General features: G+C 62.0%; 15 protein-coding genes. 4 read left to right on the forward strand and 11 right to left on the reverse strand.

Annotation, left to right across the window (positions count from 1 at the left end):
* Nucleotides 1–71 precede the first annotated feature (71 nt).
* A complete protein-coding gene (locus AC3WKX_RS32525) occupies nucleotides 72–1,322 on the forward strand; it encodes an OprD family porin (RefSeq protein ID WP_008431143.1) in 1,251 nt (416 codons plus the stop codon).
* 78 nt (nucleotides 1,323–1,400) lie between these two features.
* Complete coding sequence (locus AC3WKX_RS32530; protein WP_166742188.1) at nucleotides 1,401–2,300, forward strand: polysaccharide deacetylase family protein; 900 nt, start codon at nucleotides 1,401–1,403, stop codon at nucleotides 2,298–2,300.
* Here the strand turns inward: AC3WKX_RS32530 and pcaC are convergent.
* The 11 genes from pcaC to pcaR all read right to left on the reverse strand — a co-directional run bounded on the left by pcaC (nucleotide 2,297) and on the right by pcaR (nucleotide 13,193).
* Nucleotides 2,297–2,689: a 4-carboxymuconolactone decarboxylase gene (gene pcaC / locus AC3WKX_RS32535; protein ID WP_003219813.1), complete on the reverse strand. Its 393-nt coding sequence runs from the start codon at nucleotides 2,687–2,689 to the stop codon at nucleotides 2,297–2,299. The genes AC3WKX_RS32530 and pcaC overlap by 4 nt on opposite strands.
* A 187-nt stretch (nucleotides 2,690–2,876) precedes the next feature.
* A complete protein-coding gene (pcaD, locus tag AC3WKX_RS32540) occupies nucleotides 2,877–3,668 on the reverse strand; it encodes a 3-oxoadipate enol-lactonase (protein ID WP_003219815.1) in 792 nt (263 codons plus the stop codon).
* Nucleotides 3,669–3,678: 10 nt separating this feature from the next.
* Nucleotides 3,679–5,043 carry a 3-carboxy-cis,cis-muconate cycloisomerase gene (locus AC3WKX_RS32545; RefSeq protein ID WP_102606342.1) on the reverse strand — a complete coding sequence of 455 codons (1,365 nt, stop codon included), beginning with the start codon at nucleotides 5,041–5,043 and terminating at the stop codon, nucleotides 3,679–3,681.
* Between the two features lie 49 nt (nucleotides 5,044–5,092).
* Nucleotides 5,093–6,388 (reverse strand): MFS family transporter, encoded by a 1,296-nt coding sequence (locus AC3WKX_RS32550; protein WP_003219818.1) that lies wholly within the window; start codon nucleotides 6,386–6,388, stop codon nucleotides 5,093–5,095.
* 180 nt (nucleotides 6,389–6,568) lie between these two features.
* Nucleotides 6,569–7,135 (reverse strand): protocatechuate 3,4-dioxygenase subunit alpha, encoded by a 567-nt coding sequence (gene pcaG / locus AC3WKX_RS32555; protein ID WP_003219820.1) that lies wholly within the window; start codon nucleotides 7,133–7,135, stop codon nucleotides 6,569–6,571.
* Nucleotide 7,136: 1 nt separating this feature from the next.
* Entirely contained in the window at nucleotides 7,137–7,841 is a 705-nt protein-coding gene (gene pcaH / locus AC3WKX_RS32560; protein WP_003219824.1) for a protocatechuate 3,4-dioxygenase subunit beta, read from the reverse strand.
* Nucleotides 7,842–7,869: 28 nt separating this feature from the next.
* Nucleotides 7,870–9,075, reverse strand: coding sequence for a 3-oxoadipyl-CoA thiolase (pcaF, locus tag AC3WKX_RS32565; protein WP_173883074.1), 1,206 nt, complete (start codon nucleotides 9,073–9,075; stop codon nucleotides 7,870–7,872).
* Complete coding sequence (locus AC3WKX_RS32570; RefSeq protein WP_172834582.1) at nucleotides 9,072–9,854, reverse strand: CoA-transferase subunit beta; 783 nt, start codon at nucleotides 9,852–9,854, stop codon at nucleotides 9,072–9,074. Before AC3WKX_RS32570 ends, pcaF begins: the two co-directional genes overlap by 4 nt.
* Nucleotides 9,851–10,708 (reverse strand): CoA transferase subunit A, encoded by an 858-nt coding sequence (locus AC3WKX_RS32575; protein ID WP_003219830.1) that lies wholly within the window; start codon nucleotides 10,706–10,708, stop codon nucleotides 9,851–9,853. The genes AC3WKX_RS32570 and AC3WKX_RS32575 overlap by 4 nt, the downstream gene beginning before the upstream one ends.
* Before the next feature lie 147 nt (nucleotides 10,709–10,855).
* Nucleotides 10,856–12,202: a 4-hydroxybenzoate transporter PcaK gene (gene pcaK, locus AC3WKX_RS32580; protein ID WP_003219832.1), complete on the reverse strand. Its 1,347-nt coding sequence runs from the start codon at nucleotides 12,200–12,202 to the stop codon at nucleotides 10,856–10,858.
* A gap of 148 nt (nucleotides 12,203–12,350) precedes the next feature.
* The gene (pcaR, locus tag AC3WKX_RS32585; RefSeq protein ID WP_003219833.1) at nucleotides 12,351–13,193 is read right to left on the reverse strand and encodes a pca regulon transcriptional regulator PcaR; all 843 of its coding nucleotides are present in this window, start codon (nucleotides 13,191–13,193) and stop codon (nucleotides 12,351–12,353) included.
* Between the two features lie 667 nt (nucleotides 13,194–13,860).
* On the opposite strand from pcaR, the gene AC3WKX_RS32590 reads away from it, so the two are divergent.
* Together AC3WKX_RS32590 and AC3WKX_RS32595 are read left to right on the forward strand one after the other, a co-directional pair.
* On the forward strand, nucleotides 13,861–14,061 hold the full coding sequence (locus AC3WKX_RS32590) for a hypothetical protein (RefSeq protein ID WP_003219834.1): 201 nt from the start codon (nucleotides 13,861–13,863) through the stop codon (nucleotides 14,059–14,061).
* Between the two features lie 310 nt (nucleotides 14,062–14,371).
* Nucleotides 14,372–15,847 (forward strand): inorganic phosphate transporter, encoded by a 1,476-nt coding sequence (locus AC3WKX_RS32595; protein ID WP_003219836.1) that lies wholly within the window; start codon nucleotides 14,372–14,374, stop codon nucleotides 15,845–15,847.
* Nucleotides 15,848–15,988: the final 141 nt, after the last annotated feature.

Below are 15,988 nucleotides of genomic sequence, written 5' to 3' on the forward strand. Positions count from 1 at the left end.
TTCATCGCCCCCGCACCGCCCCGCACCATGGCCGCCACCTGCATAACCCCAATAACAACAGGTCTGACACCATGAGCACTTTCGACCCGCGCCGGCTTTTGCTGGCAACCGCTGTCGCCAGCATTGCCCTCCCCGTTGTCGCTGAAGAACACGGCTTCCTGGAAGACGCCAGCGCCAACCTAAACCTGCGTAATTTCTTCTTCAACCGCAACTACACCAACCCCAGCAAGACCCAGGGCGGCGCACAGGAGTGGACGCAAAGTTTCATCCTCGACGCCAAATCCGGCTTCACCCAGGGCACCGTCGGTTTCGGCGTGGATGTACTGGGCCTGTACTCATTGAAGCTCGATGGCGGACGCGGCACGGGTGGCACCCAGCTGTTGCCGCTGGACCACGATGGCCGCCCGGCGGATGAATTCGGGCGTCTGGGCGTGGCGTTCAAGGCACGGGTTTCAAAGACAGAAGTGAAAGTCGGCGAATGGATGCCGGTGCTGCCGATCCTGCGTTCGGACGATGGCCGCTCGCTCCCGCAAACCCTGCGCGGCGGGCAAATCACCTCCAAGGAAATCGACGGCCTGACCCTGTACGGCGGCCAGTTCCGCGCCAACAGCCCACGGGACGACAGCAGCATGACCGACATGTCCATGTTCGGGAAAACCGCGTTCACCTCCGACCGCTTCAACTTCCAGGGCGGCGAATATGCCTTCAACGACAAACGCACCCAGATCGGTGTGTGGAACGCCCAACTCAAGGACATCTACAGCCAGCAATACCTCAACCTGATCCACAGCCAACCGGTGGGCGACTGGACCCTGGGCGCCAACCTCGGGTTCTTCTATGGCAAGGACGACGGCAGCGCCCGCGCCGGTGACCTCGACAACAAGACCTGGTCCGGACTGTTCTCGGCCCGATACGGCGGCAACACGTTCTATGTCGGCCTGCAAAAACTCACCGGCAACAGCGCCTGGATGCGCGTCAACGGCACCAGCGGGGGCACCCTGGCCAACGACAGCTACAACGCCAGCTACGACAACGCCCAGGAAAAATCCTGGCAGGTACGCCATGACTATAACTTCGCCGCCCTGGGTATTCCGGGCCTCACGCTGATGAACCGCTACATCAGCGGCAGCAACGTACACAGCGGCACGGTGACCGATGGCAAGGAATGGGGACGGGAAAGTGAAGTGGCCTACGTGGTGCAGAGCGGAGCGCTGAAGAATCTCAATGTGCGCTGGCGTAACTCCAGCATGCGCCGGGACTACAACAACAACGAGTTTGATGAAAACCGGTTGATCGTCAGTTACCCGATAAGCCTGCTGTAAAGCCTCGACAGTCTTGTTGTATGGTGCGCGCGTGTCATGGATGACCCGCCCCAGCAGCCAATGTCATTCGAGTCCGCCATGAAACACTTCGCCACCGTATCGGCCGCACTAGCCCTGGCCCTGAGCCTCAGCGGTTGCATCGGCCCGCCTCTGGCGCTGACACCGCAAACTGAACAACGCCTGAAAACCGAGGCGCCGATCCGTTTTTTGCTGACCTTCGATGACGGCCCCAGCGCCTCGGGCTTCATGAACCCCAGCCGTTCGGTGATGGCGGACCTGGCGAACAACCCGATACAGCCGGGGATCAAGGCGGTGTTCTTCCTGCAGACCGAGGCGCCCCGCTCCGGCGGCAACCCGCGGGGCTACAAGACCATGGAGCGCGAATACGCGGCCGGCCATATCCTGGGCTTCCACACCGCGACCCCGTGGCACAGCAACCATCGCTTGCAGAATCCGGCTGAACTGGAGCACTACCTCAGCCTGGGTTCGTCGACCCTCACCTCCATCACCGGCCAACCGCCCACACTGGTACGCCCGCCGTTCTGGAACTACGACAAGCGCACCTTCGCCGCCTATCAGCAACACGGCATGCATGTGTTGCTGACCGATCTGAGTGCAAACGATGGGGTGATCTGGGTGTTCAACGGCAGCCCGCGTCGACGGGAAAACCTGATACGCCAACTCTCGGTGGTGCGCGAGCGCATCGCCAAAGGCGAATTACCGACGGTGGACGGCGTGATCCCGGTGGTGGTGACCTTCCACGATATCAACCGCTACACCGCCTGGCACTTGAAGGAATACCTGCAAATCCTGCTGGACAGCGCCCATATCAATGGCGTGCCCCTCGCCACACAGCCTTTCTACACCGACCGGGCAACCTTGCAGCGAGCCGCCATGGCCCGCACGGTAAAAAGCGCCGACGAAGTGGTGCACCTGCCAGGTGTGTGGAATTGGGTGTGGGACGCTGACTCGCACTAGGCGCGCGACTCTACCCCCAACTCATCCCACACCGACTCGGCCAAGTGAAACGTCGCATTCGCCGCCGGAATCCCGCAATAGATCGCGCTCTGCATCAGCACTTCCTTGATCTCGGCGCGGGTCACACCGTTGCTCGCGGCGGCGCGCAGGTGCAGCTTCAGCTCTTCGCTGCGGTTCATGCCGATGAGCATGGCGATGGTGATCAGGCTGCGGGTATGCCGCGGCAGCCCCGGGCGGGTCCAGATATCACCCCAGGCGTGGCGGGTGATCATTTCCTGGAACTCGCTGTTGAACTCGGTCAGGGCGTTGAGGCTGCGGTCGACGTGGGCGTCGCCCAGCACTTCGCGGCGCACTTGCAGGCCTTCGGCATAACGTTGTTTCTCGTCCACAAAACGCTCCTCATGCAACGGTGACGACAGGCACATACCTGTGGAGAGGGAGCTTGCTCCCGTTGGGTCGCGCAGCGACCCCAGTGAGGCCGCTGCAGGGTTTTACAAATAGTTGGGTTGCGGCTGCTCAGGGGCTGCTACGCAGCCCAACGGGAGCAAGCTCCCTCGCCACAGGGTTCAGCGATACTCAGCGCGATAGCAGAAATTCCAGCACACGGTCGCTGAACGCCGCACCGGCTTGCACGTTGGACAAGTGCGCGGCATAGAACTCGGCATACTCGGCGCCCTGCACATGCGCCTGGATAAAGTGCCCACCCGCCGGCGGCGTCACCGCATCTTCGCTGCCTGCGATCACCAGGGTCGGCACCTTGATCGACGCCAGTTGCTCGCGGAAATCCGCGTCGCGCACGGCCGCGCAGTTTGCGGCATAACCCTGGGGATCAGTCGCCGCCAGCATATCGGTGATCAGCTTGGCCTGGTCAGGATGAGCCTCGGCGAAGTCGGCGGTGAACCAGCGGGCAATTGACGCATCACGCAGGGCAACCATCGCGGCCGCACCGTCGCGCAGGACCATCTCGATCCGCGGGTTCCAGATCTCCGGCGTGCCGATCTTCGCGGCGGTGTTGCACACCACCAGCCGGCGCAAACGCTCACCCGCGTTGATCCCCAGCCACTGGCCGATCAGGCCGCCCATGGACAACCCGCAGAAATGCGCGCGCTCGATCTGCAACGCATCCAGCAGCGCCAACACGTCACGGCCCAACTGCTCGATGCTGTAGGGGCCTTCGGTGACCAGCGACTTGCCATGGCCGCGGGTGTCGAAACGCAGCACCCGGAAGTACTGGGTGAACGCCTCGATCTGGATGTCCCACATATGCAGGTCGGTGCCCAGGGAGTTGGACAGCACCAGTACCGGTGCATCTTCGGGGCCATCGAGTTGGTAGTTCAGTTCGCCATCGGCGAGTTGTACAAATCCCACAGCAGCCTCCTCAGGCAGTCAAAGCAAAATGTTCGGCCACGGCCCGGGTGACCCAGGTGTGCGCCTGGCCCAGGTAGTGCGCCGGGTCCAGCAGACGATCGAGTTCGGCCGCCGAAAGCTCGGCAGTCACTTGGGGTTCATCCCCCAGCACCGCCCGCAGGTGGCGCCCGTCGGCGACGGCGCGTTTGCAGCATTGTTCCAGCAGATGGTGCGCGGTTTCGCGGCCCAGGCGCTGGGCGAGGACGATGCTGACCGCTTCGGCCAGTACCAGGCCCTGGGTCAGATCAAGGTTTTGGACCATGCGCCGGGGGTCGACTTCCAGGCCTTCGCTGACCAGCAGCGACTGATGCAATGCACCGGATACCAGCCGGCAAATCTCCGGCAGGGTTTCCCATTCGGCGTGCCACAGGCCCAGGCTGCGTTCGTGTTCCTGGGGCATCGCGCTGAACATCGTTGCCACCAGGCCGGGCACTCGCGTGGCAGCGCTGATCAGCACGGCAGCGCCCACCGGGTTGCGCTTGTGGGGCATGGTCGAAGAGCCGCCCTTGCCGGGGGCCGACGGCTCAAACACTTCCGCCGATTCGGTCTGCATCAGCAGGCTGATGTCGCGACCCAGCTTGCCGAGGCTGCCGGCGATCAAACCGAGCACCGAGGCAAACTCCACCAGGCGGTCGCGCTGGGTGTGCCAGGGTTGCTCCGGCAGGCCCAGCTGCAACTCGGCGGCCAGTGCTTGCGCCACCGGCATCGCCTGTTCACCGAGGGCCGCCAGGGTTCCGGAAGCACCGCCAAATTGCAGCACCAGCAAACGCGGCTTGAGCTCACTGAGGCGCTGCCGGTTGCGGGTGACTGCGCCGAGCCAACCGGCGATCTTCATGCCCAGCGTGACCGGCGTTGCATGCTGCAGCCAGGTCCGGCCCGCCAAAGGAGTTGTTCCGTAACGCTGGGCCTGGGCGGCAAGAATGTCCCCCAACCGCGCCAGATCATGTTCGATCAGCTCGACCGCACTGCGCAGTTGCAGCACCAGGCCGGTGTCCATCACATCCTGGCTGGTAGCGCCCAGATGCACATAACGTTCGGCGCCGGCATCTTCGCTGGCGATCAACTTGCCGAGGGCCTTGACCAACGGAATCGCAGAGTTGCCTGCGGTGGCGATGGCGTCGCCGAGGGCATCTACGTCGTAGAGAGAAGCCAGGCAGGCCTGGGCAATGGGCGCGACGGCCGCTTGCGGGATCAACCCGACCTGAGCCTCAGCCCGGGCCAGCGCCGCTTCGAAATCCAGCATGCCCTGCAAACGCCCCTGGTCGCAGAACACTTCGGCCATGCCGTTGGCGGTGAAGTAGGCGTCGAACAGTTGGTTGCTCGTGCGCATCGTCATAACACATCCCTAGGTGGCGCATACCCGGCAACGGGCATGCGCCAGCCGGTTACAGATCGTGGTGCAAATACGCCGCCTCTTTGGGCAGGCGCAAGCTGAACAGGAACGCCACCGCCATCATCGCCGTGACGTACCAGTAGAAGGTGTTCTCCATGCCCATGGACTTGAGACCCAAGGCCACATATTCCGCCGAACCGCCGAAGATCGCGTTCGCCACCGCATACGCCAGGCCCACGCCCAGTGCGCGTACTTGTGGCGGGAACATTTCGGCTTTCACCAGGCCGCTGATGGAGGTGTAGAAGCTCACGATGGCCAGGGCCAGGGTGATCAGCACAAAAGCCAGGAACGGGCTGCTGACGGTTTTCAGGGTCAACAGGATGGGGACAGTGCACAGCGTGCCCAGGGCGCCGAACCACAGCATCGAGTTACGGCGGCCAATCTTGTCCGCCAGCATGCCGAACACCGGCTGCATGCACATGTAGAAGAACAGCGCGCCGGTCATGATGTAGCTGGCGGTCTTGGCGTGCATCCCGGCGGTGTTCACCAGGTACTTCTGCATGTAGGTGGTGAACGTGTAGAAAATCAGCGAGCCGCCGGCGGTGTAGCCGAGCACAGTGATAAACGCCGCCTTGTGATCGCGGAACAGCGCGGCAATGCTGCCGGCGTCCTTGTCTTCACGCATTTCCTTGCTGGTGGTTTCTTTCAGGGTGCGACGCAGCAACAGCGAGATCACCGCCGCAATGGCGCCGATCACGAACGGAATGCGCCAGCCCCAGGCCCGCAGTTCTTCTTCGGTGAGGATCTGTTGCAGGATCACCACCACCAACACCGCCAGCAGTTGCCCGCCGATCAGGGTCACGTACTGGAACGAGGCGAAGAACCCGCGCTGGCCCTTGAGGGCGACTTCACTCATGTAGGTGGCGGTGGTGCCGTATTCGCCGCCGACCGACAGGCCCTGGAACAACCGGGCGACCAACAGCAGGGCCGGGGCCCAGGCGCCGATGTCTTTGTAGGTGGGCAAAAAGGCGATGACCAGGGAACCGGCGCACATCATCAGCACCGAGATCATCATGGAATTCTTGCGACCGTGTTTATCCGCCACCCGGCCGAACAGCCAGCCGCCGATAGGGCGCATCAGGAAGCCGGCGGCGAACACGCCGGCGGTGTTCAGCAGTTGCACGGTGGGGTCGTCCGACGGGAAAAACGCCGGGGCAAAATAGATAGCGCAGAAGGCATAGACGTAGAAGTCGAACCATTCGACGAGGTTGCCGGAAGAGGCACCGACAATCGCAAAAATCCTTTTGCTGCGTTCTTCTCCGGTGTAGTGGCTGGTTTTTGTTGTCATGTTTTTTCACTCAGTGGGAACGGTTATAGCCTAGACATACTTTGCAACAACCATGTTCCGCAAGCAGACTTTTGGATATTTGTTGCCTGGGCCGGCCTCATCGCGGCCAAGCCCGGCTCCCACATTTGGAATGCATTCCCCTGTGGGAGCTGGCTTGCCTGCGATAGATCCGCAGCACACTCAATAATCGAAGAATACCGTCTCTTCGTCTGTGCCCTGCAAAATCACATTCCACTGATACACACCCGCCGCATCCGCCTTGGCGATCAACGTGCGGCGGCGCTCCTGCGGCACACACGCCAGCAGCGCGTCATCCCCATTCGCCGCTTCACCGTCAAAGTAAATCCGCGTCAGCAGGTGCTTCACCAGCCCACGGGCAAACACCAGCACCACCAGGTGCGGCGCCTGGGTCGTGCCCTTCAACCCCGGCACGCTGCCCGGCTTGATGGTGGTAAAGCGAAAACGCCCTTCGGCATCCACCGGCACCCGGCCAAAGCCTTCGAAGTTCGGGTCCACCGGTTTGTCCTGCTCATCCTCAGGATGGTCGTACTTGCCGGCCGCATTGGCCTGCCAGACTTCCAGCATGGCGTCGTTGACCACATCGCCATTGCCATCCACCACCTGCCCGGTGATCGCCACGCGCTCGCCGAGGGTGGCCGCAACGGTCAGGTCTTCGCGGTTCAGCCAGGTCAGGCCAATGTGGTAATACGGCCCGACGGTGTGGGAAGTAGTCGCGTTGAGGCTCATCTCATTTCTCCATCGGCGTGGCGTCGCGGCCGCGCAGGACGATGTCCCAGCGGTAGCCGAGGGCATAGTGCGGAATGGTTTTTTCCAGATCGAACGAGGCGATCAGGCGCTCCTTGGCGGACGTGTCCGGGACGCAGTTGTAGATCGGGTCATAGGCCAGCAGCGGGTCACCGGGGAAATACATCTGTGTCACCAACCGCGTCAGCACACTCGGGCCGAACAGCGAGAAGTGGATGTGCGCCGGGCGCCACGCGTTGTGGTGGTTGCCCCACGGGTAGGCGCCGGGCTTGATGGTCTGGAACTGGTACCAGCCGTCGGCGTCGGTGACGGTACGCCCGGTGCCGGTGAAGTTCGGGTCCAGCGGTGCGTCGTGCTGGTCGCGCTTGTGGTTGTAGCGGCCGGCAGCGTTGGCCTGCCAGATTTCCACGAGGATGCCGGGAACGGGCAGGCCGTTTTCATCCAGCACGCGCCCGTGAATGATGATGCGTTCGCCCTGGGGCTCGCCTTCGTGCTGGGCGGTCAGGTCGTTGTCCTTCTCGTTGACGCGCTCGGCGCCGATGGTCGGGCCGGTGATTTCCGACAGGGAATGGGGCAGGAACACCAACGGCTTGGACGGCGAACGCAGGTTCGTCGACTGGTAGGCCGGGTGCAGGTAGTCAGGCTGAGTACCCGCTTGCGGGCGCCGGTATCCGGGCTTGTCACTCATGGAGCAATCCTCTTTATTCTTGTGGGTCTCAAACGCGTTCGATCGCCAGGGCCAGGCCTTGGCCCACACCGACGCACATGGTCGCCAGGCCTTTGCTGCCACCGGTTTTTTCCAGCTGATGCAGCGCGGTCAGTACCAGGCGCGCACCGCTCATGCCCAGCGGATGGCCAAGGGCAATCGCGCCGCCGTTCGGGTTGACCTGCGGTGCGTCGTCGGCAATCCCCAGTTCGCGCAGCACGGCCAGGCCCTGGCTGGCGAAGGCTTCGTTGAGTTCGATCACATCGAAATCAGTTACCGCCAGGCCCAGGCGTTCCACCAGTTTGCGCACCGCCGGCACCGGGCCGATGCCCATCACACGCGGCGCCACACCGGCGCTGGCCATGCCCAGCACCCGGGCGCGGGCGGTCAGGCCGTGTTTTTTGACGGCTTCAGCAGAGGCCAGAATCAGCGCGGCGGCACCATCGTTCACACCAGAGGCGTTGCCTGCGGTGACGGTCTTTTCCGGACCATTGACCGGCTTGAGTTTGGCCAGGGCTTCCAGGGTGGTATCGGCCCGTGGATGCTCGTCGTGCTCGACCACGGTTTCGCCTTTTTTGTGGGCGACGCGCACCGGTACGATTTCTTCGGCGAAGAAACCGGCGGCCTGTGCAGCGGCCGTACGTTGCTGGCTGCGCAGGGCGAAGGCGTCCTGGTCGGCGCGGGAGACTTTATAGTCGTCGGCCACGTTGTCAGCGGTTTGCGGCATCGGGTCGACGCCGTACTGGGCCTTCATCAACGGATTGATAAAGCGCCAGCCGATGGTGGTGTCTTCCAGCTTCATGTTGCGCGAGAACGCCGCATCGGCCTTGCCCATCACGAACGGCGCGCGGGACATCGACTCGACGCCACCGGCAATCGCCAGTTCCATCTCGCCGCTGGCGATGGCGCGGAAGGCCGTGCCGATCGCGTCCATGCCCGAAGCGCACAGGCGGTTCAGGGTAACGCCGGGAATGCTCTCCGGCAGGCCGGCCAGCAATGCCGCCATGCGCGCCACGTTGCGGTTGTCTTCGCCGGCCTGGTTGGCGCAGCCGAGGAACACTTCGTCCACCGCGTTCCAGTCCACCGATGGGTTGCGTTCCATCAGCGCCTTGATCGGCAGTGCCGCCAGGTCATCGGCGCGCACGGTGGACAAGCCACCGCCAAAACGGCCGATGGGGGTACGAATGGCGTCACAGATAAATACGTCGCGCATCAGGCTTCTCCGGGGGCTTGGCCGTGGGCGGCAGCGGTGCGTGCCTCAAGGTCGCGCAGGGCAGTCAGTTCAATCTCGGTGGGTTCGGCGCTGGTGGTCACCTGGTCGGCAAAACGAATCGCCCAACCGGTGGCGGCCACTACTTGCTCACGGGTCACGCCGGGGTGCAGGGCGGTGACGACAAATTCGTGGCTGCCCTCCTCCGGCTCCATGATGCACAGGTCGGTAATAATCCCTACAGGACCGGCGCCTGGCAGACCCAGGCGTTTGCGCGAGTCACCGCCTTCGCCGTGACCGACCGAAGTGATGAAGTCCAGCTTGTCGACAAACGAACGGGCCGACTGCTTGAGGATGATCAGCACGCTCTTCGCGGAGCCGGCGATCTCCGGCGCGCCACCGGCACCTGGCAGGCGCACTTTGGGCTGGTGGTAGTCACCGACCACGGTGGTGTTGATATTGCCGAAACGGTCGACCTGGGCCGCGCCGAGGAAGCCGACGTCAATGCGCCCGCCCTGCAGCCAGTAGCGAAAAATCTCACCGGTCGGCACCACGGTGTCAGCGGTTTCAGCCAGCTCGCCGTCACCGATGGACAGCGGCAGCACCGAAGGCTTGGCGCCAATCGGGCCGGACTCGTAGATCAGCACGACATCCGGCGACGACGTCAGGCGCGCCAGGTTGGCAGCCTTGGAGGGAAGGCCGATGCCGACGAAGCACACCGAACCGTTCTTCAGGCGGCGCGCGGCGGCGACGGTCATCATTTCGTTGGTCGAGTAAGCCATTATTTGGCCTCCTGCGCGGTGGCCAGCTTGGCCTGGAATTCACTGAAATTGGCGGTGCCGTGGATGTATTCGTTGATCCACGCAGTAAACGTCTCACGGTCCCGGGCGATGGGGTCCCAGGCCTGGTAGAAACGGTTGTCACGTTCGGTGTAACCGTGGGCGTAGGACGGATGCGCGCCACCCGGCACATGGCACACGGCAGTCAGGGCCCAGGTCGGCAGCACGCAGGCGTTCATCGGCGCGTTGAGGTCGTCGACGATTTCTTCAACGGTAACGATGCAGCGCTTGGCCGCCAGGGCCGCTTCCTTCTGCACCCCGAGGATGCCCCACAGCAGCACGTTGCCCTTGCGGTCAGCCTTTTGCGCGTGGATCACGGTGATGTCCGGGCGCACCGACGGCACGGCCGCCAGTACTTCACCGGTGAAGGGGCAGGTCACGGTCTTGATCAGCGGGTTGACCTTGGGCAGGTCGGAGCCGGCGTAGGCGCGCAACACCGCGAATGGCAGGCCGGAGGCACCGGCGACGTAGGCATTGGCCAGGTCGGCGTGGCTGTGCTCTTCGATCTCCAGCGGTTGCGGCCATTGCTTTTCAACGGCGTCCCGCAGGCGATGCAGTGAACCCACGCCCGGGTTGCCGCCCCAGGAGAAAATCAGCTTGCGTGCACAGCCGGCGCCGATCAACTGGTCGTAGATCAGGTCAGGCGTCATGCGCACCAGCGTCAGGTCTTTCTTGCCCTGACGAATGATTTCATGACCTGCCGCCGTAGGGATCAGGTGAGTAAAGCCTTCGAGTGCAACGGTGTCGCCGTCATTCACGAACTGCTTTACCGCATCAGCCAGCGAAAGGATTTCAGCCATGGGGTGGGCTCCCGGTATCGATCGAAAAAGGCGCTGGAGGCAGCGCCGAAGTGCTTGAAGATTAAGCCGGGGGTCGGGGCCAAACAATCCGATAATCGACTGAGTGTTCGATTATCGAACGGATTGTTGTCTTGCTATCGGTCCGTTTCAGGTAGCGTCGGCATGGCTGACCATGCCCTTGATCACCACCGCGGTGGTGGCCAATGCCGCCGGGATCACCAGGGCGGTCAGCACCTGTTCGAAGTTCCAGCCCAGGCCCAGCAAGGTCGCGCCCATCCACGCCCCGAGGATCGCGCCAAAGCGGCCGATGCCGAGCATCCACGACACGCCCGTGGCGCGGCCCTGGGTCGGGTAGAAACGTGCGGCCAGCGACGGCATCGCCGACTGCGCACCGTTGACACACATGCCGGCAATCAACACCAGAGTCGCCAGCAGCGTGATATTGCCCAGGCTCTGCCCCACCGCGTAGGCAAACACCCCGGCCAGCAGGTAGAAAGTGCCGATGACCTTGTGGGGATTGAACCGGTCCATCGCCCAGCCCACGCCGACCGCACTCAATACGCCGCCAAACTGGAACAACGCACCGATAAACGCGGCCTGTTCCATGCTGGCGCCGCTGTCGCGCATCAGGGTCGGCAGCCAACTGGTCAGCAGGTAAACAATCACCAGGCCCATGAAATACGTCAGCCACAACAGCAAGGTGCCGGCGCTGTAGGTGCCGGAGAAGATCACCGCGAACACGTTGCGCGCCTTGACGGTTTTCTGTTCGGGCACGCTGAAGCTCGAGGCCTGGGCGACGATGCCCGGCTCGATAGGCGCCAGGGTCTTGCGCACCTTGTCGGTGCCGCGATTGCGCACCACCAGGTAACGCGCCGACTCCGGCAGCCAGAACAGCAGCACCACCGCGAGGATCAGCGGCAACAGGCCGCCGATCATCAGCAGGCTGTGCCAGCCATACGCCGGGATCAGCTTGGCCGAGATAAACCCGCCACCGGCCATGCCCAGGTTGAAGCCGCAGAACATGCTGGTCACCAGCAGCGACTTATGGCGTTCCGGGGTGTATTCGGAGAGCAGTGTCGTGGCGTTCGGCATGCCGGCGCCCAGGCCGAGACCGGTGAGGAAGCGCAGGATCAGCAGTTGATCGACGTTGCTGCTGTAGGCCGAGGCCAGGCTGAAGGCCCCAAACACCAGCACCGCCCCCACCAGCACCACCTTGCGCCCGAAGCGGTCGGCGAGTGGGCCGGAGCCCAGGGCGCCGAAGACCATGCCGATCAACGCGGCGCTCATCACCGGGCCGAGGCTGGCGCGGTCGATGCCCCAGTCCTGGGACAGCGCCGGGGCGATAAAGCCCATGGCGGCGGTGTCGAGGCCGTCGAGGAAGACGATGAGAAAACACAGGATCACCACTCGCCACTGATACCGCGACAGCGGCTGGGCGTTGATGAAGGACTGAACGTCCAGGCAAGTACCGACAGCAGGTGAAGGCTGATTCATTATTTTTATTTCCACACCGATGGGCGGGCGAACGACCTTGAGTCGTCATTATTATTGGGGCGGCGCCTTGAAGCGCTGCCGCACATTAATAAGCCTTGGGAAACACCGTCAATTCATCCAGCCGGGATCTGTGCGGTCACCGAACAGCTTACGCAAACAGCTGCGCACTCAGCTCCTGGCTGGCACTGAGCATGCTCGGCAGGAAACGCTGCTCCAGCTCGCTGCGGCTGACCCGCCCGGCATGGGTGCTGACGTTCAGTGCCGCCAGGACCTGGCCCGAAGCGTCGTACACCGGCACGGCGATGGAACGCAGCCCTTGCTCCAGTTCCTGGTCGACAATGCACCAGCCCTGCTGCCGCACTTCCTGCAGGCATTCGAGCAAGGCTTGCGGGGTGGTGAGGGTGCGGCTGGTCTTGGTTTGCAGGTCGGCGTGGTCGAGGTAGTCCTGCAGCGAGGCGTCATCCAGCGCCGCCAGCAGGATACGGCCCATGGAGGTGCAGTAGGCCGGGAGACGGCCGCCCACGGAAAGGTCGACGGAAATCAGGCGTTGGGTGGTGGCGGAGCGGGCAATGTAGAGGATGTCATCACCTTCCAGGGTTGCCATGTTGCACGCCTCGTGGAGCTGCTCGCTCATGCGGTCCAGGTAAGGCTGCGCCGAAACGGCCAGGGGCGTGGACGACAGGTAAGCGTGGCCGAGGGTCAGCACCTTGGGCAACAGCGAATAGGTACGCCCGTCGGTGGTGGCGTAGCCGAGTTTGATCAGGGTATGCAGGCAACGGCGTACGGCAGCGCGGGGGATTTCCGTGCGGTGGCTGATCTGGGCGATGGTCAGGTGGCGCTTGCGCTCCTGGAATGCCTGCACCACGGCCAGGCCGCGTGCCAGGGAGGTCATGAAATCCGGATCACCGGTAAACGCCTGGATGCGCTTGGCCGGTGACGCAACGATCGGCGGCGCCACTGATGCGAAGGAGTTGCGCAATTGATCGTTCATTTGGGGTCCTTTCTCTTATTTTTAACCGCTGCGGGGGGGTGACCGCTATTACAAGCCGCCGTGCAATGGCTGCACAAGGCAGGGCAACCAACATTGGGCGATTATCGGACGGTCATTCGATTATCGCAATTTGTCACCGCCGACCGGTGCCGGAACCCCTCTACATCCATTTGAGTGCCTTTCAGAATCGACTGATGTACGAGAGAAGTTAAGGTTGATTAACGCCTGTAGAACATTGCATGATTTATGGCGCCAATAGTTCAGCAAATACCCCACACACCTGCGTAACAAAACCCTCACGCAAAGTTGACGATTTTTAACTTGTTGGCGATAGTGTTATTCAAGCGCGTGGCTATAATGCATCCTGTGCAGGAGCCAGCCTCGCCTGACCCCGAGGATAGATTTCACCCAGTCGTGCACCGGCTGCGTGCAGGCTCCGCCGCAAGTACCTGACACACATTTCGAATGCCTGCCAACTGCTTGTGGCTGTGACAAGAAAACTGTTGCTACGACAACTGCTCTTCTCCGGTATCGTGGCCGCGTGCAATAAAGAAGTGGTTTTTCCTGTATACCTTTCCACGCTGATCTTCAGATTGACGGTATACCGGCGGCGACTTCCCGGCATCGCGTTTCGCCGGAATCAAACTCAACTCAATTAGGTAACAATGTGACGAAAGACGAACTGCGCGCGGAACTTGAGCGCCAGGAACAACGTTACAAGGATGTTTACGGCGGGGAAGTCACCACCTACGCCGCCCAGCCAGAACCTGAACGCAAGCCATGGCGCAAACGAGCCAGCCTGCTCGACCAGGCCTTTGCCCAGGAAATCCAAAAGATTGAACAGGACCTCAAAGCCGAAGAGCCATAAGCGTTTCGGGTTGAGCTTCCAAAGGTGCCATCTCTCTGCCAGTACCACGCTGGTGGAGGGAAGCCCGTTATGTGGCCTTAGCGAAATTTCATACGATTGTTTCAGTTATTCCCTTCCGGCGCTTTATCCCGCGAATTTGATGGATCCTCCATATAAATCAATCACTTGCCAAAGCCCCGAAAACACCGGGATGCACGCCTCCCCCCCATTTTTTTTCGTTGAAGAATGTTACCGATGAGCAGCTAGTGCATTGATTACCGATGTTTTCTGGCATAATCGCGCCCCCTTACGACCGGGTCAGAAAACCTTCATGATCGATTTATTCAGCGGACTGGATGCTTGGGTTCTAGTGAGCCTGTTGCTCGCCCTGGCCTTTGTCCTCGCCTTCGAGTTCATCAATGGCTTTCATGACACCGCTAACGCGGTTGCCACAGTCATCTATACCAAAGCCATGCCTCCGCATCTGGCCGTGTTCTTCTCCGGGGTGTTCAACTTCCTCGGCGTGTTGCTCGGTGGGGTCGGTGTTGCGTATGCCATCGTGCACTTGCTGCCGGTGGAGTTGCTGATCAATGTGAACACCGGCCACGGTCTGGCCATGGTCTTCTCATTATTGGCAGCGGCGATCACCTGGAACCTCGGCACCTGGTATTTCGGGATCCCGGCGTCCAGTTCCCACACCCTGATCGGTTCGATCCTCGGTGTCGGCCTGGCCAACGCCCTGATCAACGACATTCCCCTGGCTGACGGCGTCAACTGGCAGAAAGCGATCGATATCGGCGCTTCGCTGGTGTTCTCGCCGATGGCTGGTTTCGTGGTAGCCGCCCTGGTGCTGCTGGGCCTGAAATGGTGGCGCCCGCTGTCGAAGATGCACAAGACACCGGATCAGCGCCGCAAGCTCGACGACAAGAAGCACCCGCCGTTCTGGAACCGCCTGGTCCTGGTGATTTCGGCGATGGCCGTGAGCTTCGTGCACGGCTCCAACGACGGGCAGAAAGGTATTGGCCTGATCATGCTGGTGCTGATCGGTATCGTGCCGGCGCAGTTCGTACTGGACCTGGGCAGCACCACTTACCAGATCGAGCGCACCCGCGACGCCACGCTGCACTTGAATCAGTTCTACCAGCGCAATCAAGAAACCCTCGGTGAGTTCCTGGCCCTGGGCAAAAGCGTGAAAGACGATTTGCCGGGCAAGTTCCAGTGCAATCCGCAGCAGACTGAACCGACGATCAACGCCCTGCTGGGGACCTTGAAAGGTGTCTCTGACTACCATTCGTTGACCGCCGAGCACCGGATTGAAGTGCGTCGTTATCTGTTGTGCCTGGATGACACCGCGAAGAAGGTGGGCAAGTTGCCAGGCCTGGATGCGCGTGAGAAGTCGGACCTGGACAAGTTGCGCAAGGACCTGACGGCGACCACCGAGTACGCGCCGTTCTGGGTGATCCTGGCGGTGGCACTGGCCTTGGGCCTGGGCACCATGGTGGGCTGGAAGCGTGTGGTGCTGACCATTGGTGAGAAGATCGGCAAGCAGGGCATGACGTATGCCCAGGGTATGTCGGCGCAGATCACCACGGCCAGCATGATTGGCCTGGCCAACATCTTCAGCTTGCCGGTTTCCACGACCCATGTGTTGTCTTCGGGTGTGGCGGGGACCATGGTGGCGAACAAGAGCGGGCTGCAAGGTGGCACCGTCAAGACCATTCTGATGGCTTGGGTGTTGACGCTGCCGGCGACTGTGGGCCTTTCGGCCGGGTTGTTCTGGTTGGCTTCCAAGGCTTTGGGTAGCTGACAGCTCTTGGGCTTGTGAAGAGGGTGCGACCTGTGAGGGTCGTGCCTTTTTTTATGGCTGGGGTTTGGGTGTATATCCGTTATTTAGGTAACGGCCACTTATGGTTCCGCTCTTACAGCGGCTCACTTTTGAACAGCGCAA

The sequence above is a fragment of the Pseudomonas sp. GP01-A4 genome (assembly GCF_058780865.1).